The organism is Malikia spinosa, assembly GCF_002980625.1.
Classification (GTDB): domain Bacteria; phylum Pseudomonadota; class Gammaproteobacteria; order Burkholderiales; family Burkholderiaceae_C; genus Malikia; species Malikia spinosa.
The window spans coordinates 73436-94598 of sequence record NZ_PVLR01000016.1; the positions used below are offsets into that span (position 1 = coordinate 73436).

Consider the following 21163-nt stretch of genomic DNA (forward strand, 5'->3'; position numbering starts at 1 on the left):
TCAAAAGATATGAGCCCGCCATCAAACCATCAGCTGCGGCCCGATGATTAGCCAGAGGGCTGCCGCCAGCACCAGCAAGGCAAACGAGATCCGCATCGGCCGCTCCGGCAGGCGATGCGCCAGGGTCACGCCGGCCGAGACCGTCAACAGCCCGCCGAGCGCCATCGGCAGGCCCAGGGTCCAGTCGACGCGCTGGTTCTGGGCATAGGTGGCGAGGGCCACGACCGAGCTCGGCGCGACCAGCGCCAATGACAGCCCCTGCGCCGTGGTCTGGCGCTGCCCGAGCCAGCCCGACAGCAGCGGCCCCGCCAGCAGGCCGCCACCGATGCCGAGCAGACCCATGCTGCTGCCACCGACCAGGCCAACCAGAGGCAGGACCCGCAGGTTCAGGCGCCGCTCCTGCTGACAGGCCTGCTGCTTGGCGCTGACGAGCAGGCGCAGCGCCAACAAGGCCAGAAAGCCACTGAAGATCCAGCGCAGCAGTTGCGGGTCGAGCTGGGTAGCGACCCGGGCAATCAGCCAGGTCGTCAGCGTGCCGGACAGGGCGATGGTGCAGATGGCCTGCCAGGGCATGGGATAACGCTGGTGGTAACGCCACCAGCCCAGCAGCAGATTGGGCGCCATCAACACCAGGGCCGTGCCTTGCGCCAGCGCCTGATCCATGCCAAAGCCGAGCGCGAACAGGGGCACGGCGATGATGCCGCCACCAATGCCGAACAGGCCGCCAAAGAACCCCAGGCTGGCGCCGATGAGCAAGACGGTGGACAGATGGAGAAACAGGGTCATGGGGATGGCAAGGCAGAGAACAATGCCGCCCATGATATTGATTCAAAGGATCACTACAATCCACGCCGAAGTACTTCAGAATTGCGCTGGACGCACGAATGAACATTGTTTCCGACCTGGCCTTCTTCGTGGTGCTGGCGCGCCAGCCCAGCCTGGCAGCGGCGGCGCAGGAAATGGGCATCACGCCACCCAATGTGAGCCGCAGGCTGGCGGCACTGGAGCGGCGTCTGGGCCTGCGCCTGCTCAACCGCACCACCCGCCGCCTGAGCCTGACGGCGGAAGGACAGCGTTACCTCGACGAGGGCGAGCGAATCCTGCAGGACCTCGAAGGGCTGGAACAAGCGCTGACGGCCGGCCGCGAAACCCCGCGGGGCCTGCTGCGGGTCAATGCCACCTTCGGCTTCGGCCGCCGCCATCTGGCGCCGCTGATTTCAGACTTCGTACGCCAGCAGCCCCAGGTGGAGGTGATGCTCGAGCTGAGCGATCACCCGCTGGACCTGACCGAACATGCGATGGACATCGGCATCCGCTTCGGCAGTCCGCCCGACAGCCGGATCATGGCGCGGCGCATCGCGCGCAACCGCCGCCTGCTCTGCGCGTCACCCGCCTATCTGTCCGGCTTCGGGCTGCCGGCCACGCCGCAGGAGCTGGCGCGCCACCGCTGCATCGTGATCCGGGAAAACAACGCCACCTTCAACCACTGGCAGCTGACGGATGGCCAGGACAAGCTGATGGTGAAGGTCAACGGTCCCCTGAGCACGAACCATGGCGAAGTCGCCGTCGACTGGGCGCTCGCGGGTCATGGCATCGTGCTGCGCTCGGAATGGGATGTGGCGGCCTACCTGCGCGAGGGCAAGTTGTGCCGCCTGCTGGCCCCCTGGGCCGGCGAGGCGGCCGACATCCACGCCCTCTATCCCCAGCGCCATCACCTGTCCGCCAAGGTCACGGCTTTCCTGGATTTCCTGGCCGATCGCTTCGCCGGCTACCGCACCGACATGCCGGCACTGCCGGCCACGCCCTGGTAGGCGCCAGCACTAAAACCGTCGCTCAAGCCGCCAGGGGCTGGTCGATGTCGCGCCGCAGGGAAAGCACCGGCCATTGACGCTGCCCGGCCAGCTGGGCCAGCCGGAAGTCCGGGTCGACCGCCACCGGATGGGAGACGGCTTCAAGCAGCGGCAAATCATTGTGCGAATCGCTGTAGAACCAGCTTTCCTCGAGCCCGGCCAGGGAACAGCCCTGGGCCTTGAGCCAGGCCTCGACCCGGTGCACCTTCTGCGGGCCAAAGCAGGACGTGATCAGGTGATCCACTGCCAGCTGGCGTGCCACCGGTTCGACCAGCGCGGCCCGGGTCGCGCTGACCACCACGGTGGTCAAGCCCTGCGCACGCAGCTCGGACAGCAAGTCGGGGGCCAGCGGCGCGACAGCGGGCAGCAGGATCTCGCGCTGGAAAACGGCCAGGCATTGCTCGAGCTGCCCTGGCGGCAAGGACGCGTCAAGCCCGATCCTGAAGGCCTGCAGCGCATCGAAGTCGAGCACGCCCTGGGCATAGTCGTCCATGAAGCGCTGGTGCTGCGCCATCTCGGGCGCCGCCACCCATTGCCGGGATTGCAGGAAGTCCATCCACAGCTGGTTGCTGTCGGCCGCCAGCAGGGTATGGTCCAGGTCCAGAAAAGCCACTCGCATAAGCATCAATCAACTGTCCGTCGGATTCGTGGAACGGGTAAGGGCCAGCGAAGGCGCCACGGTAGGCGGTATGGTCAGACAGACAGGACGGTCGCCATGGCCTGACACAGTCGTTTCCAGACCGAGTCAAACAGGGGCATCAAATAAGAGAGCTCGGCTGCCTGCTCCCGCGTACCGGCTTGCTCGAGCTGTTCACACACCTGCCCCAGCGCCATCGCTCCGACCGAGCGCGACGACGACTTGAGCGAATGGGCAAAACGCGCCAGCTGCAACCAGTCCGCCTGAACAAACGCGGTCTGCAACTGCGCAGCCAAACCCTCGGCAGAGTCCTGGTAATGTTGCAGGAATTCGCGGATCGTCCCGGGATCAGACCCGACGAGATCGGCCAGGACGGCAAGATCGAGCATGGCTGGCACGGCCATGCCGCCAAATCCGGCCTGGGCCGTGGAGGCGGCATCAGAATGCGGGATGGAAGACAGCCAGTAAGCCAGCTTTTCTCCAAGCAGCTCGAATTTGACCGGTTTTGTCAGGAAATCGTTCACACCCAACAGGCGCCAGCCAGTCCATGCGGCATCCATGGCATTGGCAGAAAACACGATGATCGGCACGCTTTGTCCGTCCTTCTCCTCAGAACGAATCTGCTGCGCCAGCTCATAGCCTCCCATGCGAGGCATCTGCAGGTCCGTCAGGACCAGGTCGTAAGCCTGCTCACGCCAACGGAACAGGGCCGCCTCGCCATCCTCGGCAAAGTCATGGGCATAACCGAGACGCTTGAGTTGCAGGCCGATCACCTTGCGATTGACCGGATTGTCCTCAGCCACCAGGATCAGACGACGGTCTGGCTCGCCCGCGGCGGCAAGGCCCGCAGCCGGCATGGCGGGTGCAGCGACGGCGGCAGGCGCGACCGAATCCACCCGCGACAAAAGCGCCTCGCCCTGCGCGACCGCCGGCTCCTGAATGGCAAGCGGAAATTCGACCCAGAAAATGCTGCCCACATTCACCTGACTCTCGACCCCGATGGTACCGCCCATTTTGCGCACCAGCTTCTGCGCAATGTTGAGACCGATACCCGTGCCTTCGACGGTCGAATTTTCGGCACCCAGTCGATTGAAGGGCTTGAACAGCCCTGACAGATGCTCTTGCGCAATTCCCAGCCCGGTATCCCGGACTTCAAGTCTGACATATCCCGTCGGAACCCGATCGATCGTGATATCGATCTTTCCGTCTGGACGGTTGTACTTGACGGCATTCGACATCAAGTTCAGCAAGACCTGCTTGAGCCGGATCCGATCCGCTTGCACGGTGTAGCCGGAGGCGTCAGCGACATGCAGGGAGATTCCGCGCGCCTGGGCTGCCTGCTGGATCAGGCCCATGCACTCCTGCAGGACAGGACCCAGGGAAACCGCATCCAGCGTGACCTGGATATCCTGCTGATCGACCTTGGCCAAATCCAGCAAGTCGTTGACCAGGGAAAGCAAATGCTCGCCAGCATTGACAATTTCGAGCACAAAATCATGTGCATCGCCATCAAGCCGATTGTCGAGCGCAAGAATCTGACCCAGACCGAGGATGGCATTGAGCGGCGTGCGCAACTCGTGACTGACGGTCGCGAGAAACTGATCCTTGCTGTTGACTGCCGCCTCAGCCATCTGTTGCGCATGCAGCAGCTCCAGTTCACGCTGCTTGATGGAGTGAATGTCCTGCATCATGACCGCCAGGCGCACACAACTGCCCTCAGACATTTCGGCCCGCCCAATGCTGCGGAACCAGCGCGGCTCCCCCCCGAGATTGAAATGGAGCAACTCCAAGTCCCACCCGGTGCCACTTTGAATGGCTTGCTGGATGGCTTGCTCGATATACTCACGTGGTTCAAGCCTTGCCAGCAAGTTGCCGATCGTCAATGGCGGTTCGGAATCGATCTCGAGCAGCGTGGCGCAAAATGGCGAAAGATGAACCACGTCATTCGCCACCTCGTAGTCCCAGGAGCCAATCTGCGCCGACTGGTTGGCCAACTCCAGTGCCTGCTTGGTGCGCGACAGCAGCAGTTCGCTGTTCTGGCGCTCGGTAATGTCAGTCGCGAACTTCACGATGTGATCGATCCGTCCATCGCTGCCCCGCACAGGGTTGTAGGACGCTTGCAACCAGACCGTCTGCCCCTGCTTGCTGAGTCGGTGGAACTGCCCGGCGCGAGCTTCCCCAGCCCGCAGCGACTCCCATAGCAGGCGATATTCCTCGCCCGAGGCATACACCGGATCGAAAAACATCCTGTGGTGCTGCCCCACCAATTCATGTATTTCGTAACCCATGATCTGGCGGAACAGTTTGTTGGCCTCCAGGATATAGCCATTGATATCGAACTTGATGATGCCCTGGATATCATCCAGCGCACTGATCAGCCCGGCCTGAGCGGAAAAAATGGCAGGCGTATAGTTGACATTCAAATCAGAAGCCATCGCCTTGAGTCCAATCGAAAAAATAAATCATACCCAGACCAGGACCAAGACTCAGCGCAGGAAACGCTGCAACTTCCTGAGAAACATGTCTTGACTGAATGGCTTGACCAGGAAATCCGACGCACCGGCCTGCAGACTCTTTTCGACCACATCCTTGTCGCTGTTTCCGGTGACCATGACGATCGGAATATCCATTCCGACCGGGGTCGATTTCAGATGGCGCGTCAAGTCAAGACCACTCATTCCAGGCATCAAGACATCCATCAATATCAGGCTTGGCCTCACATACTGAAGCTTGGCAATGGCCTCGGTACCCGAAAAGGCGAAGATGAAATCACAATTCAGACCGGTCAGCAGGAAGCGCACCAGATTGTGCTGAAATATCTCGTCATCGATCAACATGATCGTGGACCGCGCCGGCGGCTCAAGCTTGAGCTTCATATGCGCGAGGCTTGGATCGATCTTCAACTCTGGCGCTGACGCGGACTTGATCGCAGGCTTGACCAGGGGTCGAACCGGAGATTTGACCTGGGATTGACGAAATGCCTGAACCGCCCGCACGGCCAGCAAGACAGAAATCGACAACCGGGTGGCATCGAACGACATCGGCCAAAAAAGCACGTAGTCATCGAACTCCTCCTGCCGACAGAGGTCGTATGCCGCCTTGAGATCCTCCTTGCGGCACAGGAGCACGGTCCGATACCGGTGAGACGCGGCTACCTGGCTCGAACGGCACAAGCCCTGGTAGTAAGCCCTGGTTTCCTCCAGGTCACTGAAAGCCAGCACCAGCACATCGGGCAAATGGGTGTCGAAGTCGGACACGTGATGCTCGGGCTGCACCGAAAGAGTCATCCGGCTGCAGGTCTTGAGCAATAAATTCCGCACCAATTCGGCATCTGCCGCTGAATTACTGGCAATCAGGATGGATGATGTAGAATCCATGATCAGAATTGATCCTGCGCCTCAAGAAATAAGGTGAATAACGTCAGCACAAAAAAGACAGACACACCGTCCCTGTCAGTTGAATATGCTGACCGTTTCCGCCAGCGGCCTGCTTCAGGCGGCCAGAAGCAACGACCATCATTTCCAGAATGGCCGCATGCTTGCACGCTGAATAGTCAGCTTGACTTGCTGCTTTACTGACTTTGGTCACTGTGGTATTTTACTCATTAGTAGCGAAACGCAATTTATCAATTCTACCACTGACATACTGATAACCGACCATGGGGTTTCCTAGGCGAGCGCAGGGGGCTGCGTGTCCGGAAACCGGTGGATTTCGATGGTCGAATGCACGATTTCCTCGTGCACCGACAATCGCGCACGCAGGTCAGCAGCGGTCAGAGCGCCATCCGGGGTGGCGGCATCGGCGATGACATGCAGATAGGTCGATTTGAGATTCAGATCGCGATGATGCTCATCATGGCGATCATCATCATACCCACGAGAATTCCCATGATCGTGATAGTGCGCCCGGCCGAGAATCAAGGCGCACACCCTGTTCACCAGCAGACCGAGCATGGCGATCACGACCGCGATCGCCATCACCAGTCGCGTGCTGCGCTCGGCGGCAGCGTTGCCGGCATCAAAGACATGGTCGTGTATCCACCCGGACAGGTTATCGGTAGGCATGATTGATTTTCTTGAAAGTCGAGTGCTTGCGCCCGCACGGCTGGCCTGCCAGAGTCGCTCTTGCACGACGGCAACGGCAACCAGTGCCTGATTATCATCGCCACGCCCTGCGGGTCGTCGTCGGCACCCCCTTGACCCGCAGCACGACCAGCTCCGACGCCGACAAAAGGCAATGACGCGCATGATGACTCAATCAGGCGGTTCCAGATTGACTCAATGCCAGGGGCCGAAGATGTCTGGCGCACACGGATTTGTTGCCTGACACGAGAGTTTTGTTAACCCGTGTTGACAAGGATGGCGGGGCAGCCTGGAAGAGCTTGCCTGGACTAGAATGAATTTGCCGGATGCGGGCAAATGACCATGGCCTGGAAATTTTCGGCAATGTATGACAAGAGAATGAAAGACCGCCATGAGTAACGATGGATTCAAGTTCCGGCCTGCCCTGCTGGCCATCGGTCTGGCACTCATCATCTGGTTCATCATCCCGGTGCCCTCAGGCGTCAAGCCGGCGGCTTGGCATCTGCTGGCCCTGTTCGTCGGCACCATCGCCGCCATCATCGGCAAGGTGATGCCGATCGGCGCCCTGGCCATGATCGCCATCGCGCTGGTCGCCCTGCTCGGGGTCACCAGCGACAAGCCGGGCACCGCGATTGCCGACGCGCTGAGCGGCTTCGCCAATCCGCTGATCTGGCTGATCGGCCTGTCGATCATGATCTCGCGCGGGCTGATCAAGACTGGCCTGGGCGCGCGCATCGGTTACTGGTTCATTGCGCTGTTCGGCCGCAAGACGATCGGCATCGGCTATGCGCTGAGCCTGTCGGAGCTGGTGCTGGCGCCAGTCACGCCAAGCAACACGGCGCGCGGCGGCGGCATCATGCACCCGATCATGAAGTCGATCGCCATCAGCTTCGGCTCCACCCCCGAGCAAGGCACCGAGGGCAAGATCGGCCGCTACCTGGCCCTGGTCAACTACCACGCCAACCCGATCACTTCCGCCATGTTCATCACGGCCACGGCGCCCAATCCGCTGGTGGTCAAGCTGGTCGCCGAAGCCACCGGTGCGCAGATCAGCCTGTCCTGGGGCACCTGGGCGATCGCGATGCTGCTGCCCGGCCTGGTCGCCATCCTGCTGATGCCGCTGGTGCTGGCCAAGCTCTACCCACCCGAAATCACCGACACTCATGCCGCACGCGACTTCGCGCAAGGCAAGCTGGCCGAGCTGGGGCCGGTCAAGCACAGCGAGAAAATCCTGCTCGGCGTCTTCGGCTGGCTGCTGGTGCTCTGGGCTGGCGTACCGGAACTGGCCTTTGGTCAGGCGTTTGCCGTCGACCCGACCGCGGCGGCCGTCAGCGGGCTGGCACTGTTGCTGGTGACCGGCGTGCTGTCCTGGGACGAGGTACTGGCCGAGAAAGGCGCCTGGGACACGATAACCTGGTTCGCCGCCCTGGTCATGATGGCCACCTTCCTGAACAAGATGGGCATCGTGGGCTGGCTGTCAGGCAGCCTGCAAGGCGGCATCAAGCAGCTCGGCATTGGCTGGATCTGGTCCAGCCTGCTGTTGCTGCTGGCCTATCTGTATGCCCACTACCTGTTCGCCAGCACCACGGCGCATATCACCGCCATGTTCGGCGCCTTCTATGCGGCCGGCATCGCGCTGGGCGCGCCGCCGATGGTGTTTGCCCTGATCATGGCGGCGGCATCGAGCATCATGATGACCTTGACCCACTATGCCACCGGCACCTCGCCAATCATCTTCAACTCGGGCTACACGACTCTGGGTCAATGGTGGCTGGCGGGTCTGGTCATGAGCGCGGTCAATCTCGTGGTCTGGATCGTGATCGGCGGCGTCTGGTGGTCCGTGCTGGGCTACTGGTAGACTGGATCAAGTCTCCTGCTTCACCCCATGCCGCCCAAACCGATTCCGCCCGAACTGCTGGCCCTGCGCCGTCATAACGTGATGGCCTTGTTCCTGCGCTGGCGGCTGCACGAGATTGCCCAGGGATTGCCGGGCGAGGACCGCGCCTTTGCCGCCCGGCTCGGGATCACAGGGGCGCAATGGAGCCGCGTCAAGTCGGGAACGCCGGTCGGCAGCAAGCTGGCGCGGCAGTTCGAGCAGGCCTGCGAGGTTGATCCAGGCTGGCTGGACCAGGCCCATGACCAGCCTGGCGCACCGGCAGCATGGCCCGACATCCCGGGCAGCGAGCCGGCTTCACCTGCCGCGCTGGCCTCGGCGCTGGGCCTGTCAGCGCAAGCGGGGCCGGACGGGCCGACCACGCTGCTGGTACGGGCCGATGACGATTCGATGCGCGACCTGGGCATCCTCGACGGCAACCTGTTGCTGGTCGACCCGGCCTTGGTCGCGGAGCCAGGCGACATCGTGCTGGTGCGGCTGGACGACGAATACCGCATCAGGCAGCTCTGCCTGCAGGACGGGCAGCTCAGGCTGCTGCCGGCCAACCCGGCCTTTGCGGCACTCGTCCCGTCCGAGGGCCAGCCATGGCCGATCTGGGGCGTGGTGACCTCGGTCATCAGGCGCTTGCGCTGAAAGCGCATCGCTAGCCAGGCTGGGTCAGGAGCTGGCGCCAGGACTGCTCGGTGGCCGGACGATGTCATCGCCGTGCAACAAGGCAGGCCTATGTTCTGCCAGGTCTTGATCATTCTGATTGCGCCTGCCATGAAATCCACCCGCCAGTTCCTGTTCCGCAGCCTGCTCGCTGCCGCCCTCATGTCAGCCTTCGGGGCTCATGCTGGCGACTCCGCCCCGCCAGTGCCTCAGGCCCAGCTGATTGGTCGCTTCGCCGATGGCGTCTCGGCCGGTACCGCCGAGATCGTGGCCTTTCATGCCGCCAGCCGCTCGGCGTTCATCACGGTGGACCGCCGCAACCAGCCCTCCTCCTTTCAGCGGGTCAGCCTGCGCGGCCTGAGCAGCAGCGCCTTGGCCAATCCGGTCCAGGCCAGCAACCTGACCAGCGGGGCCATCACTTCGGTGGCCAGCCATGTCAACGGCAATGGATTCAGCGCTGGCGGGGTGCAATCGCTGGATATCGCCGGCGATCTGCTGGCGATCGCGGTGCAGGCCAGCCCCAAGACCGATCCGGGCCTGGTGGCCTTCTACCGCCTCGATGCGCAAGGCAATGCCAGCTTCCTGAAGAAGGTGAACGTGGGCAGCCTGCCCGACGGCCTGAAGTTCAGCCCCGACGGCAGCCAGCTGGTGGTGGCCAACGAAGGCGAGCTCAGTGCGACCTTCGCCACCGACGGCATCGACCCCGTGGGCAGCATCTCGATCATCCCGGTCAAGCAGGGCATGCCCGCTGACCAGGCCGTCACGCTCGATTTCTCGGACTTCAATGCCGGTGCCAAGCGATCGATCGAGCTGCCGGCGGCAGTGCGCATTGGCCGCATCGGCGCCAGCGTGGCGCAAGACATGGAACCCGAATATGTCAGCATCAGCGCCGACAGCAGCCGGGCCTATGTCACCCTGCAGGAGAACAATGCCGTGGCGGTGGTGAACCTGCGCCAGCCCCACATCGAGCGCTTGCTGCCGATGGGCATCAAGGACCATGGCCTCGCGCGCAACGCGCTGGCCGCATCGGACCAGGTCGAGCCGCCGTTCAAGCTCAAGTCCTACAACCAGTTGTTTGGCTTGTACATGCCCGACGGCATTGCCACCTTCCGGGTCAATGGCAGCGAGTATTTCATCACCGCCAACGAAGGCGATGACCGGGACGATTTTCAGAAGCCGGGCGAAACCGCTCGCGTGCGCAGCCTGGCGCTGGACGCCGCCGCCTTCCCCGATGCAGCAGCACTGCAGGCCAACCACGAATTGGGCCGCCTGAACGTGTTCAACACCATGGGGCGCAACAGCCAGGGGCAGTACGAGAAGCTCCATACCCTGGGCGGGCGCTCGTTCTCGATCCACAACGCCCGCACCGGCGCGCAGGTCTACGAGTCCGGCTCGGAACTGGAAAGCCTGGCCTACTCCAAGCTGGATGCCAGCCTGCTCGGCCACGCCCAGGTCAAGGGCCGCCTGGACAACAAGGGCCCCGAGCCCGAGAGCGTCGTGGTGGGTCAGGTCGGCAGCAGGCTGTACGCCTTTGTCGGTCTGGAGCGCGCCAGCGCAATTGCGATCTATGACGTGAGCAAGCCGGCAGCGCCCCGCTTCGTGCAGTGGCTGCAAAACAGCACCGACCTGACCAATGGTGACCTGTCGCCCGAAGGGCTGGCCTTTGTGCCCGCCGCCCACAGCCCGACCGGCAACGCCCTGCTGCTGGCCGGTTACGAGGTGAGTGGCTCGCTGGCGGTGTACGAGATCAGGTAAGGCCCAGCCGCCAGCCGCCCCAGCCGCTATTGCATGACAAAGTCGACCGACCAGGCATGGCTGCCCAGGTGGGTCGAGGTGATGGTCGCCGTGCAGACCGCGCCGCCACTGCCCTTGGCGGTCTTGTTCCACTGCGGGACCTTGTAGCCGCCGGGCTTGAGCGCGTTGACAAAGCTGGTGCCGAATACGCACTGCCTGGAACCGATCCGGTAGCGGACATTGGCAAAATTGACGTCCGGATTGATCAAGCTGGTGACGACATAGACATCGAAGCCCGACTTCGACACCGTGGCGGCCGGTTTCGGCGTCGCGTTGGCATGAGTGCTGGCTTCGTTGCTGCCGATGACCTGATAGCTGGCATCGGCAACGGTGTTGCGGTTCTTGAAGGTGATCGTGACGGGCGGACCGGCCAGCGCGGCAGCTGCCCAGAGCAGGCTGCTGGCGGCGAGCGCTTGAATGCGAATGCGGGACATGGCGGCCAACGGCAATGAGGAGTCGATAGCCTTGAGTCTAGTCCCAGCCGCTACTTTGGGACCAGGCTTCAAGAATGGCTCTGGGTCGGGGCTGGCTTGCCGTCCAGCTTGAGCATCCGGTAATTGAACTGGCGCAAGGTCAGCCCCAGGGCCTGGGCCGCACGCGATCGATTGCCTGCCTGCTGGCGCAACGCTTCCTGCAGATCGGACAGCGCATGGGAGCCCGCCGGCAGATAGGGGCGCACGGTGTAGCTGCCGGTTGCAGGACTGCGTGGCAGACGGTCGTTCTCAATGGCACGGGCGCGCAGCGCCTCCGCAGGCGAAGCGCGAGGCAGGAAGCGCTCGATGTCGACGGCCTCCAGCACCGCCTTGTCACCGAGCAGCACCATGCGCTCGATCAGGTTGGCCAGCTCGCGGATGTTGCCAGGCCAGGAATGGGCCTGCAGCCTGTGCAAGGCGCTTGAGCTCAGGTTGACGTTGCGCTGGTTCTCCTGGTTGAAGCGGTTGAGGAAATGAATCGCCAGTGCGTGGATGTCGGTGCTGCGCTCGCGCAAGGCCGGCAGCTGGATCGGGATCACGTTGAGCCGGTAGTACAGGTCTTCGCGAAAAGCCCCCAAGGCGACTTCATGCGCCAGATCGCGGTTGGTGGCGGCCACCAGCCTGACATCGATGCGCAGCTCGCGCTTGCCACCCAGGCGCACGAGGGTGCCCTCCTGCAGGGTACGCAACAGCTTGGTCTGCATGGACAGCGGCAGCTCGCCGATCTCGTCCAGGAAGATGGTGCCCCTGTCGGCCTGCTCGAACAGGCCGGCGCGCGCACCGACTGCCCCGGTGAAGGCGCCCTTTTCGTAGCCGAACAACTCGGACTCGAACAGGGTTTCAGGAATGGCCGCGCAATTGACCTTGATGAAGGGCTGGTCGCGCCGCGAACTGGCCAGGTGCAGCGCACGGGCGAACATCTCCTTGCCGGTACCCGACTCTCCGAGCAGCAGCACGGTGGCTTTCGTGGCGGCCACCTGCTCGAGTTCGGCGATCGAGCGCAGCAAGGCCGGGGCCGTGCCCACGATGCCATAGCGAGCCGGCGAGGCTTCCAGCGCCTGCGTGAGCGCCATGTTCTGTGCTTCGAGGGAGCGGGTACGCTGCTCCACCGTGAAGCGCAGCTCGAGCAACTGCCCGATCAGCGTGGCGAGGATGCCCAGGATCGACAGGTCGTCGGCCAGCGAGCGAAAGCGATGCCGGATGCGATGGCAGGCCAGCACTCCCACGGTCGAGAGCCCGACCCGCACGGGCATGGCAATGAAGGAGACCGGACCCGGCGGCAAGTCATCGCGCGGCACCGTGCGGCACAGGAAAGTCGGTTCATGGTCGATGTCCTGCACGATGATCAGTTGGCCGGTGGCCAGCACCCGGCCCGTGATGCCCTCGCCTCTGCGAAAGCGCCCCCGCTCGCACTCTGGCTGGGTGAGTCCGTAGGCATAGCGGATGCTGGCCGAAGTCACCTGCAGGCTGCTGCCGGGCGGCAGCTCCATGATGGCCTCGAGGTTGTCGGCCAGCAGGATCCGCCCGCGGTTGAGGCCGAGCAGTTCGGAGCACAGGTGCAGCATCTCCCGCAGCACCAGGTCCGGCGCCAGGCTCTTGCCGATATGCTTCATCACCTCGCGCATCAGCAGCATTTCCTGCGCGCGCCAGTTGCCGGCACTCGCAGCCGCCTCGGCAGCAGGCTGGCCCGGCAGGTCAGGGGTCACGGCAGGGCTGTGCATGCGCGCCGGTGCCATTCAGTACTGCTTGTAGGGCAGGAACTTGCCGGACAGCACCACATTGACCCGGTCGCCCTTGGGGTCCTCCTGACGCTGGATGTCCATGCTGAAGTCGATCGCGCTCATGATGCCGTCGCCAAACTCCTCGTGGATCAGCTCCTTGATCGTGCTGCCGTAGACGCTGACGATTTCGTACCAGCGGTAGATCAGCGGATCGGTCGGTACCGGCGTCGGCAGCGACCCCTTGTACGGCACCACCTGCAGCCATTTGCGTTCCTCTTCAGTGAGGTCGAAGATGTCGCCGATGATGGCGGCCTGGGCGGCATCAAAGGTCATCTGGCCCAGGCAGCCGGCGGTCGTCCACTCCTTGGACAGGCCGACCTGCTGGGCCACCTGTTCCCACTTGATGCCCTTGGCTACCTTGGTGCTGATGATCTTTTCGGTGACGTCGATGCGGTTCATGAGGACTCCAGTCTTGATGAAGGAAAGAAAATAGTGGCCAGGAAAAAGTTGGGGACGGCTCAGTGCGCCTTCGCCCGCGAAACAAGAAAGTCGACGATGTGGTTGCGCAGCTCGTAGTAGCCATCGAGGTGATGCAGGGTGGCCCGGGTGCGCTCGCGGGGCAGCGGGTTGACCACCACCTCGGCGATGCCGCCCGGCTTGTAGCCCGCGGCGGTCTCGGCGCCGTTGCTCATCAGCAGGATGCGGTCAGCCAGCAGGATCGCTTCATCCACATCGTGGGTGATCATGAACACCGTCTGCTGGGTCTCGCGCACGATGGCCATCAGCTCGTCCTGGATCGTGCCGCGCGTCAGCGCATCCAGGGCACCAAAGGGCTCGTCGAGCAACAGCATCTTGGGCTGGATCGAGAAGGCGCGGGCAATGCCTACCCGCTGCTTCATGCCGCCTGACAACTGACTGGGCTTCTTGTCGATCGCGTGCGACAGGCCCACCAGCTGGACGAACTTCTCGACCTGCTGGTTGAGCCGAGCGCCAGGCCAGTCCGGCCAGCGCGACTTGACGGCGAAGGCAATGTTCTGGCGCACCGTCAACCACGGCATCAGGGCGTGCCCCTGGAACACGACGCCGCGCTCCAGGCTGGGCCCGACCATCTCGCGCGACTCCATGAAGACATGACCCGCAGTGGCGGTGTCCAGCCCTGCCAGCACGTTGAGCACCGTGGTCTTGCCGCAGCCCGAGTGACCGATGACGCAGACAAACTCGCCGCGGTCCAGCATGAAGGAGACATCGGCAAAGACCGGCTTGTCCGCCACGTAGGCCTTGCCGAGTCGTTCGACCTGAAGCAACGGAGTCTTCACGGGAGCCTTTCCTGCGCCTGCAGCGCCATCGGGGACGGGCGATGCGGCCTTGAGGCCACCGCCTGCCGAGGTATCAATCCACATAGGTCACCGCCTTTTGCAGTCGGCCAAAGGCCAGGTCGAGCAGCATGCCCACCACGCCGATCACCAGCACGGCAAAGATCACATTGCTCAGGGAGAGGTTGTTCCACTCGTTCCAGACGAAGTAGCCGATACCCGTGCTGCCCACCAGCATCTCGGCCGCCACGATCACCAGCCAGGCAATGCCCATGCTGATGCGCATGCCGGTGAGGATGGTCGGTGCCGCAGCCGGCAGGATCACCTGCAGTGCCTTGCGCAAGGGGCTGACCTCCAGGGTGGCGGCCACGTTCAGCCACTCCTTCTTGACCGCAGCCACGCCAAAGGCGGTGTTCACCAGCATCGGCCAGATCGAGCAGATGAAGATCACGAAGATCCCGCTGAGGGTCGAGTCCTTGATAGTGTAGAGCGCCAGCGGCATCCAGGCCAGCGGACTGATGGGCTTGAGAACCTGGATGAAGGGATCGAGCGCCCGGTGCAACAGGGGTGACATCCCGATCACGAAGCCCAGCGGGACCGCGACCAGACAGGCCAGGCCGAAACCCAGCGCCACGCGGCCCAGCGAATGCGCCAGCTGGATGCCGACGCCCTTGTCGTTGGGACCGTTGTCGTAGAACGGCCGGGAAAGATGCGACCACGCCGTCTGCCCCATCTGGCCCAGCGTGGGAAAGCCATCGGCCTTGATGGCCGACGGGTCCTGCCCCATCATCTGCGCGTACTCGATCTGCGCCGGCGTCAGGCCAGCCGCGCTGGCGGTGGCCCCCGAGGTCGCGGTAGCGGCGTACCAGAGGCCGAGAATGACCAGCAGGATCAGACCCGACAGCAAACCGGCTCGCAGCTTCAGGTGGTTGGCGACACTCATCTCACACCGCCTTTCGGATGGCAAAGCTCTTCAGATAAGCGTCGGCCTTGGCGGCATCGAACTCCTTGCCCATCACCTTGAACTTGGGCGAGACCGCAGCCGGTGCCGGCTGCCCGAGCTCCTTCATGTGCTTTCTGGCATCGGTCATCAGGAACACCTTTTCGGCAATCTGCCGGTAGTTCACATCGCCCTTGAGGTAGCCCCAGCGTTGCATCTGCGTGAGCATCCACACCGCCATGCTGTCCCAGGGCATCGGATCAAAGTCGGCGCGCGACGGGACGTTCTGCACATTGCCCAGGCCGTCGGCAAAGCGGCCGGTCAGCACCTGCTTGACCACCACCTCGGGCTGGTTCAGGTACTGAGGCTTGGAGATGACGCCCGCAATCAGCTCGCGGTTCTTGGGTCCGCGGGCCATGGCCGCTGCGGTCAGCACGGCGCGGTAGAGCGCGGCAAAGGTGTTCGGATTCTTCTGCACGAACTCGGCGCTGGTGCCGAAGGCGCAGCAAGGATGGCCGTCCCAGATCTCCTTGGTCAGCAGGTGGATGAAGCCCACCTCCTCGTAGACCGCGCGCTGGTTGAAGGGGTCAGGCCCCAGGAAGCCATCGATGTTGCCGGCACGCAGGTTGGCCACCATCTCGGCTGGCGGCACCACGCGCAGCTGGACATCGGTGTCCGGGTTCAGGCCGGCCTCGGCCAGGTAGTAGCGCAACAGGAAGTTGTGCATGCTGAACTCGAACGGAATGGCAAACTTGAAGCCCTTCCAGTGCTTCGGGTCGCGGTTGTTCTTGTGCTTGAGCGCCAGGGTGATGGCCTGACCGTTGACGTTCTGAATCGTCGCCACCTGCATCGGCTTGGCGCTCGAACCCAGGCCGAGCGAAATCGACAGGGGCATCGGGCTCAGGAAATGCGAGGCGTCGTACTCGTTGTTGAGCATCTTGTCGCGCACCAGGGCCCAGCCCGCGGTCTTGCTGAGCTCCACGTTCAGACCTTGCTGCTGGTAGAAGCCCAGCGGGTGCGCCATGATCAGGGGCGTGGCGCAGGTGATGGGAATGAAGCCGATTTTCAGATCGGTCTTCTCGAGCGATCCCTTGTCCTGAGCCATGGCTTGCAGGCTGCTCAGGGGCAGCACGCTGGCAATGGCCGCCATGGCCGTGCGCTGCCCGACGGCACTGAGGAAGGCGCGTCGGGTGGCCTCCAGCGGAAAGAGCGCCTTGACCGCAGCCGCTTCGATGAAGTCGCGCGACAGCGTTTCCACATCGGTGGCGCGTGCTTCGGTCGCTGCCAGCGCGGCAGCGTCATGCTCGGCAACGCTGGCGTGTTGGCTACAGGTGCAGCCGCCCAGTCGGGAAACCGGCGAATACGGGCGATAGATGTTGTCGTCAGAGTTCGTCATGGCGTGGCCCTCGGTCAAACAGTGAAAAAATGGATCGGCTTGGTCTGGCTCAATGCAGGGTCAGCGGCATCGACGTGGTCTTGACTCGCACCGCCATGGGGCGAACCTGATAGGGCTGCGGCTCACCCCCACAGATTTGCGCCGCAATGGTCTTGGCCTGGCGGGCAATCGGCTCGATGTAGCGGCTGGCCTGGCCCTCAACGGTGATGCAGTCGCCCAGTGCATAGATACCTGCCTGGCTGGTACGCAAGGTTTGTGCCTCGACGGCGATGCCCTGGTCCCAGCTCAAACCCGCCGTGCGGGCCAGGCGCGAGGGCGTATGCAAGCCCGTGGCGGCAATCAGCTGGTCGGCCTCGAACACCTGACCGCAACGGGTGCTCACGCGGATGCGCCCTTGCACCCGCTCTGCCGCAGCCAGCTGCACGTCGCCGACAAAGCGGATGGGCAGGCCTTGCCAGGCTTGCAGCACCTTCTGCCCTGCCTGCTCTGACTGCCAGCGCGCCAGCGGCTCGGTCTGGGTGTCGAGCAAGGTGACGCGATGCCCGCCCAAGGCCAGGTCGTTGGCGAGCTCGCTGCCGATCAGGCCCGCGCCCACGATCAGCAGCTCATGCGAGGCGCCGTCCAGGGCGGCGCGCAGCTTCTGGTAGACCGCCAGGTGGTTGATGCGCCAGCACAGTGAGGCAGCCAGCATGTCGGGCAGCACTGGCTCGGCGCCATGGGCGAGGACCAGATGGCTGTAGGGGACAGCGCCACGCGTGGTGCGCAACTGGCGCGTGGCCGGGCAGACACGCACCGCATGGGTGTGCGCCATCAGGTTCAGCCGCAGTCGGCTTGCCGCCTGCGCGCCGCTTTCCTTGACCAGCTGCCCGGGTGGCAGGCCGCGGGCCAGCGCCACCGACAACAGCGGCTTGTCATACCTGTCGCCGGCGCATGCGCTCACCAGCGTAATCGGCAGCTCGGAATCGCGTGCACGCAGCGCCTCGGCCATCTGCCACCCGGCACTGCCGCCGCCCACGATCACCACCGAACCCTCGGCGCCTTGGCCGGCTCTGCCCGCTCTGCCCACTTTGCGCGACCGCACCAGCGTGACCTGGCCCGCCTGTTGACGCAGCTGGTCCAGACAGGGTGCGACGTAAGGCACGAAGTCGTGCTTGCTCACGCCGCACAAGGGACAGACCCAGTCATCGGGAATGTCGGCCAGTCGGGTGCCGGGGGGCAGTCCCCCGTCGGCGTCACCCAGCGCTTCGTCGTAGACGTAGCCACAGGCCTCGCAGATGTACTGCTGGAAAGGAAGGGGGACCGTCATGCGGGCATCTCCTCGGCGCTCAGGCGCGCGATCTCCTTGCGCAGGTGCTTGATGGCGGGCGTCACGATCGCGACAAAGTGCGACTCCCGCACGCGGCGCTGCACCTCGGAGCTCAGCAGGTAGCCGCGCGCGCCCTGATGCATCAGGGCCGACTGCGCCGCCCGCAGGCAGAGCTCGGCGCCATGCGCCCGCGCATCCAGCACGTCGATGAAGAATTCCTGGCTGGTGTCGAACGGGGTTTCGGCCAGCTGCATGACCCGGGCCGTCAGCTCGTCGAGCTCGGCCTGCAAGGCGTCGGGTCGGTCATCAAGGAACTGGTTGACATGGCCCAGCTGCCCCTCGACAGCCCAGATCGAATCGATGGCGCCCTGGGTCACTCCCACCGCCATGCCGCACTGCAGCATCACGAAGGCCGCCCGGATGCTGGCGATGAAGGGCCGGGTGGGATCGGCGATCAGCTGGTCGGCGCCCACGAAATGCTCGGTCAGGCGCAGGGCATAGGTGCCCGTGCCCTCCATGCCCGAAAAGCTGGGGCATTCGCGCAACTCGACCCCTGGGGCGTCACAGTGCAGCAGGAACATGATTTCATGCGGCTCGCCGTCCGCGTCTGAATTCACGCTGGCAATGGCCCCGCAGTATTGGCCGGGCCCCAGGTTGCTGACCCAGGGCAGCGTACCGCTGACCCGATAGCCGCCCTCGACCGCGCGGGCACGCAGCAGCATGCCTTCGATCTGGGCGTAGCTCTTCATGGGGTTGGACAGCGCAGTGCCGCCCAGGCCCCGACCTTCGATATGCGCCTGCAACAGGCTGCCGGTCAAGGCGGGGTTGCCGCTTTGCTGCAGATACAGCCCGCACACGGCCTGGCACCACATCATGAAGCCGGTGGCTCCGCAGACGCGGGACACCTCGGCCATCGCCCGGATGGCCAGGCCATAGTCAGCGCCCTGGGTATCGGTATCGAGGTGGGCGCTCATGGCGCCGACCCTGGCCAGGTCGCGCATGATCAGCTGCGGATACAGGCCACGGTCGATGGCATCGACCTGCTGCTTCAAGGGGCCTTGTGCAATGGCCTCGATGGCTGCCATCAGGGCAGTAGGCGCCTCGGCCGAGGGCGATGCTAGGTGCTGGGGCATGTCAGCTGGGTTCACGATGGACTCCTTGAGGCAGCAAGCGGTCGGCTTCAGTCAGCCAGGCTGATCGTGAAGGGGATGGGGTTGCGCATCGTGTTGGCCACCGGCGAATAGAAGTTCGCGTGCTGCACGATCTCGTCGAGCACTTCGCGCGGCGCGTCGCCCTCCACCAGCACCTTGACGCGAATGGCCTGGAAACCCATCTCGGACGGCATCTTCTGCAAGGCCCCGCCGGCACCCCAGGCCGCAGGGTTGCCGATGTCGCCTTCCATGAAGATCTCCAGCCGGGTCAGCTTGACCTGCTTCCAGGTGGCGACAGCCGTGACACCCACCGCAAGACAGCCACCCAGGCCGGACAGCACGATCTCGCCCGGGGCGGGAGCGGTGTCCTGCCCGAACAGATGCAGCGGTTCATCGACCACGACCGGCTGGTGATTGCCGACATGGCTGAGCGAGCGGTATTGGCCCTCCATCACGGTATGTACCTTGTTGGTGCCGCGAGAGCCAGGGTTGTTGCGCCCCTTGTCGGCAAAGGCCATCAGGCCGTCGCGATCGATCGGGCGCAGATAGGCCTTCACGGTGGTGGGGGCGGGGGCGGTCGTCGGGGCAGTGGCGATGGACATGAAAGCTCCTGAACAAGAAAATGAAGAATGTCTGCTTGGCCATGTCCAATTAGCAATGAATGTGCCATCTCGAAAAATCAAGCCAATTATTTCTCAAACCATTGATTTTTAATGACATTCACCTCAACCTCCTGAAGAAATCCATCGAACTAATCTCAGGCCGGTCATGCTGGCAACGACAATCGTTGACAATTTGTTTACCAATTGATCTGCCGCCGTCGGATCGCATCAGGCGGCCCCAGTTCGACCGGGTCGCCGTTTACGATCGAGGCAGAAGCTTCAGTCAAACAGTCGTGCAGGATGTCCGTGCAAAAAAACCCGCTCCTTGTCCGCCTCGCCCAGCAGCTGCGGATCAAGTGGAAAAGCTACCTGGGCAATCTGGTCCTGCTGCTGCTGGTGTTGACAGGGGTTCAGCTCTGGCAAACCCGCGATGTCACGAGCGGACCGGCACCGGAGCTGGCGGTCTCGGTGCTCGGTGCGGATGGCAAACTGGTCACGACCACGCTATCGGCATGGCGAGCCCTTCACCCAGCCGAGCCAGTGGCCATTCACTTCTGGGCCGAGTGGTGTCCGATTTGCCGGACTGAAGAAAACAGCATCACCCGCCTGAGCCGTGACTGGCCCGTCCTGACGGTGGCGATGCAGTCAGGCGGCGCAGATCAGGTGCGCGCTACCCTGCGCCAGCGCGAATTGCCCTGGCAAGCCGTGATCGACCCCAGTGGCGACATCACTCGGGCCCATGGTTTCCATGCCGTGCCCAGTTTCCTCGTGGTTGATGCCAAGGGCCAGATCCGCACCCCCGCGGTGGGCTACCAGACTGAAATGGGAATGCGCTTGCGGCTGTGGTGGGTCAAGCTGACCAGCTAGTGGAATCAGCTTGGGCTCAGGCTCAGGCCTGTTGCAGCTTGTCCCAGGCTGCGAGCGCCTCGGACGCGTACATCAGCGAGGGGCCTCCGCCCATGTAGACGCAGACCGTCAGCATCTCCTCGAGCTCGGCCCGGCTGCAGCCCAGCTTGATCAGCGCCTTGACGTGAAAGCCGATGCAGCCCGAGCAATGCTGGCTGATGCCGATGGCCAGCGCGATCAGTTCCTTGTGCTTGGCGCTGATCACGCCCTCGGCCATCGAGGCCTGGGCCAGCTTGGCAAAGCCGCCCATGGCTTCCGGTTGCGATTTGCGCAACGGGGCCAGGTTCGCGTTGATGTCCTTCATCAGGCCGGCGTGGTCGAAAGTGCTCATATGGATTTCTCTGGTGATTGTGGATGAATGAATCTTGGGTTTGACAGAGTCAACAACCTGTCATCACAAGAAGCATGCCAGTCCTTCATCCGAACACCAATCAGTCCAGACTGAAA

At 63.5% G+C, this 21163-nt stretch carries 21 protein-coding genes; 5 read left to right on the forward strand and 16 right to left on the reverse strand.

Annotated elements, in window-relative coordinates; all coding sequences use genetic code 11:
• Window positions 1-21: 21 nt before the first annotated feature.
• A complete protein-coding gene (locus C6P61_RS06570) occupies window positions 22-786 on the reverse strand; it encodes a sulfite exporter TauE/SafE family protein (RefSeq protein WP_105729219.1) in 765 nt (254 codons plus the stop codon).
• A 98-nt stretch (window positions 787-884) separates the two neighbouring features.
• On the opposite strand from C6P61_RS06570, the gene C6P61_RS06575 reads away from it, so the two are divergent.
• The gene (locus C6P61_RS06575; protein WP_105729131.1) at window positions 885-1811 is read left to right on the forward strand and encodes a LysR family transcriptional regulator; all 927 of its coding nucleotides are present in this window, start codon (window positions 885-887) and stop codon (window positions 1809-1811) included.
• Window positions 1812-1833: 22 nt separating this feature from the next.
• Here the strand turns inward: C6P61_RS06575 and C6P61_RS06580 are convergent, their stop codons facing one another.
• From C6P61_RS06580 to C6P61_RS06595, 5 genes are all read right to left on the reverse strand, one after another.
• Window positions 1834-2463, reverse strand: a complete 630-nt coding sequence (locus tag C6P61_RS06580) for an HAD family hydrolase (protein WP_170067330.1) — start codon at window positions 2461-2463, stop codon at window positions 1834-1836.
• Window positions 2464-2543: 80 nt separating this feature from the next.
• On the reverse strand, window positions 2544-4922 hold the full coding sequence (locus C6P61_RS06585; RefSeq protein ID WP_105729133.1) for a hybrid sensor histidine kinase/response regulator: 2379 nt from the start codon (window positions 4920-4922) through the stop codon (window positions 2544-2546).
• A gap of 51 nt (window positions 4923-4973) precedes the next feature.
• The gene (locus C6P61_RS06590; RefSeq protein ID WP_105729134.1) at window positions 4974-5864 is read right to left on the reverse strand and encodes a response regulator; all 891 of its coding nucleotides are present in this window, start codon (window positions 5862-5864) and stop codon (window positions 4974-4976) included.
• 43 nt (window positions 5865-5907) lie between these two features.
• A complete protein-coding gene (locus C6P61_RS17905; protein ID WP_170067331.1) occupies window positions 5908-6075 on the reverse strand; it encodes a hypothetical protein in 168 nt (55 codons plus the stop codon).
• 80 nt (window positions 6076-6155) lie between these two features.
• Entirely contained in the window at window positions 6156-6551 is a 396-nt protein-coding gene (locus tag C6P61_RS06595) for a hypothetical protein (RefSeq protein ID WP_105729135.1), read from the reverse strand.
• Window positions 6552-6960: 409 nt separating this feature from the next.
• Here C6P61_RS06595 and C6P61_RS06600 point away from each other — a divergent pair, with 409 nt between their 5' ends.
• The 3 genes from C6P61_RS06600 to C6P61_RS06610 all read left to right on the forward strand — a co-directional run bounded on the left by C6P61_RS06600 (window position 6961) and on the right by C6P61_RS06610 (window position 10869).
• On the forward strand, window positions 6961-8427 hold the full coding sequence (locus tag C6P61_RS06600; RefSeq protein WP_105729136.1) for a DASS family sodium-coupled anion symporter: 1467 nt from the start codon (window positions 6961-6963) through the stop codon (window positions 8425-8427).
• Window positions 8428-8454: 27 nt separating this feature from the next.
• Window positions 8455-9096, forward strand: a complete 642-nt coding sequence (locus C6P61_RS06605; protein ID WP_105729137.1) for a LexA family protein — start codon at window positions 8455-8457, stop codon at window positions 9094-9096.
• Window positions 9097-9225: 129 nt separating this feature from the next.
• The gene (locus C6P61_RS06610; RefSeq protein WP_146114976.1) at window positions 9226-10869 is read left to right on the forward strand and encodes a choice-of-anchor I family protein; all 1644 of its coding nucleotides are present in this window, start codon (window positions 9226-9228) and stop codon (window positions 10867-10869) included.
• A gap of 26 nt (window positions 10870-10895) precedes the next feature.
• On the opposite strand, the gene C6P61_RS06615 is transcribed toward C6P61_RS06610, so the two are convergent.
• From C6P61_RS06615 to C6P61_RS06655, 9 genes are all read right to left on the reverse strand, one after another.
• Window positions 10896-11342 (reverse strand): hypothetical protein, encoded by a 447-nt coding sequence (locus C6P61_RS06615; RefSeq protein WP_105729139.1) that lies wholly within the window; start codon window positions 11340-11342, stop codon window positions 10896-10898.
• 68 nt (window positions 11343-11410) lie between these two features.
• Complete coding sequence (locus C6P61_RS06620; RefSeq protein WP_425319734.1) at window positions 11411-13117, reverse strand: sigma-54-dependent Fis family transcriptional regulator; 1707 nt, start codon at window positions 13115-13117, stop codon at window positions 11411-11413.
• A complete protein-coding gene (gene cynS / locus C6P61_RS06625) occupies window positions 13118-13561 on the reverse strand; it encodes a cyanase (RefSeq protein WP_105729140.1) in 444 nt (147 codons plus the stop codon).
• Window positions 13562-13620: 59 nt separating this feature from the next.
• On the reverse strand, window positions 13621-14418 hold the full coding sequence (locus tag C6P61_RS06630) for an ABC transporter ATP-binding protein (RefSeq protein ID WP_244908795.1): 798 nt from the start codon (window positions 14416-14418) through the stop codon (window positions 13621-13623).
• A 73-nt stretch (window positions 14419-14491) separates the two neighbouring features.
• The gene (ntrB, locus tag C6P61_RS06635; protein WP_105729142.1) at window positions 14492-15358 is read right to left on the reverse strand and encodes a nitrate ABC transporter permease; all 867 of its coding nucleotides are present in this window, start codon (window positions 15356-15358) and stop codon (window positions 14492-14494) included.
• Between the two features lies 1 nt (window position 15359).
• On the reverse strand, window positions 15360-16751 hold the full coding sequence (locus C6P61_RS06640) for a CmpA/NrtA family ABC transporter substrate-binding protein (protein WP_105729221.1): 1392 nt from the start codon (window positions 16749-16751) through the stop codon (window positions 15360-15362).
• 49 nt (window positions 16752-16800) lie between these two features.
• Window positions 16801-18057 (reverse strand): FAD-dependent oxidoreductase, encoded by a 1257-nt coding sequence (locus C6P61_RS06645; protein WP_105729143.1) that lies wholly within the window; start codon window positions 18055-18057, stop codon window positions 16801-16803.
• Window positions 18054-19205, reverse strand: coding sequence for an acyl-CoA dehydrogenase family protein (locus C6P61_RS06650; RefSeq protein WP_425319735.1), 1152 nt, complete (start codon window positions 19203-19205; stop codon window positions 18054-18056). The genes C6P61_RS06645 and C6P61_RS06650 overlap by 4 nt, the downstream gene beginning before the upstream one ends.
• Window positions 19206-19237: 32 nt before the next feature.
• A complete protein-coding gene (locus C6P61_RS06655; protein WP_105729145.1) occupies window positions 19238-19810 on the reverse strand; it encodes an OsmC family protein in 573 nt (190 codons plus the stop codon).
• 204 nt (window positions 19811-20014) lie between these two features.
• Between C6P61_RS06655 and C6P61_RS06660 the strand changes: the two genes are divergently transcribed.
• Window positions 20015-20677 carry a redoxin domain-containing protein gene (locus C6P61_RS06660; RefSeq protein ID WP_244908797.1) on the forward strand — a complete coding sequence of 221 codons (663 nt, stop codon included), beginning with the start codon at window positions 20015-20017 and terminating at the stop codon, window positions 20675-20677.
• A gap of 22 nt (window positions 20678-20699) precedes the next feature.
• On the opposite strand, the gene C6P61_RS06665 is transcribed toward C6P61_RS06660, so the two are convergent.
• A complete protein-coding gene (locus tag C6P61_RS06665; protein WP_105729146.1) occupies window positions 20700-21047 on the reverse strand; it encodes a carboxymuconolactone decarboxylase family protein in 348 nt (115 codons plus the stop codon).
• Window positions 21048-21163: the final 116 nt, after the last annotated feature.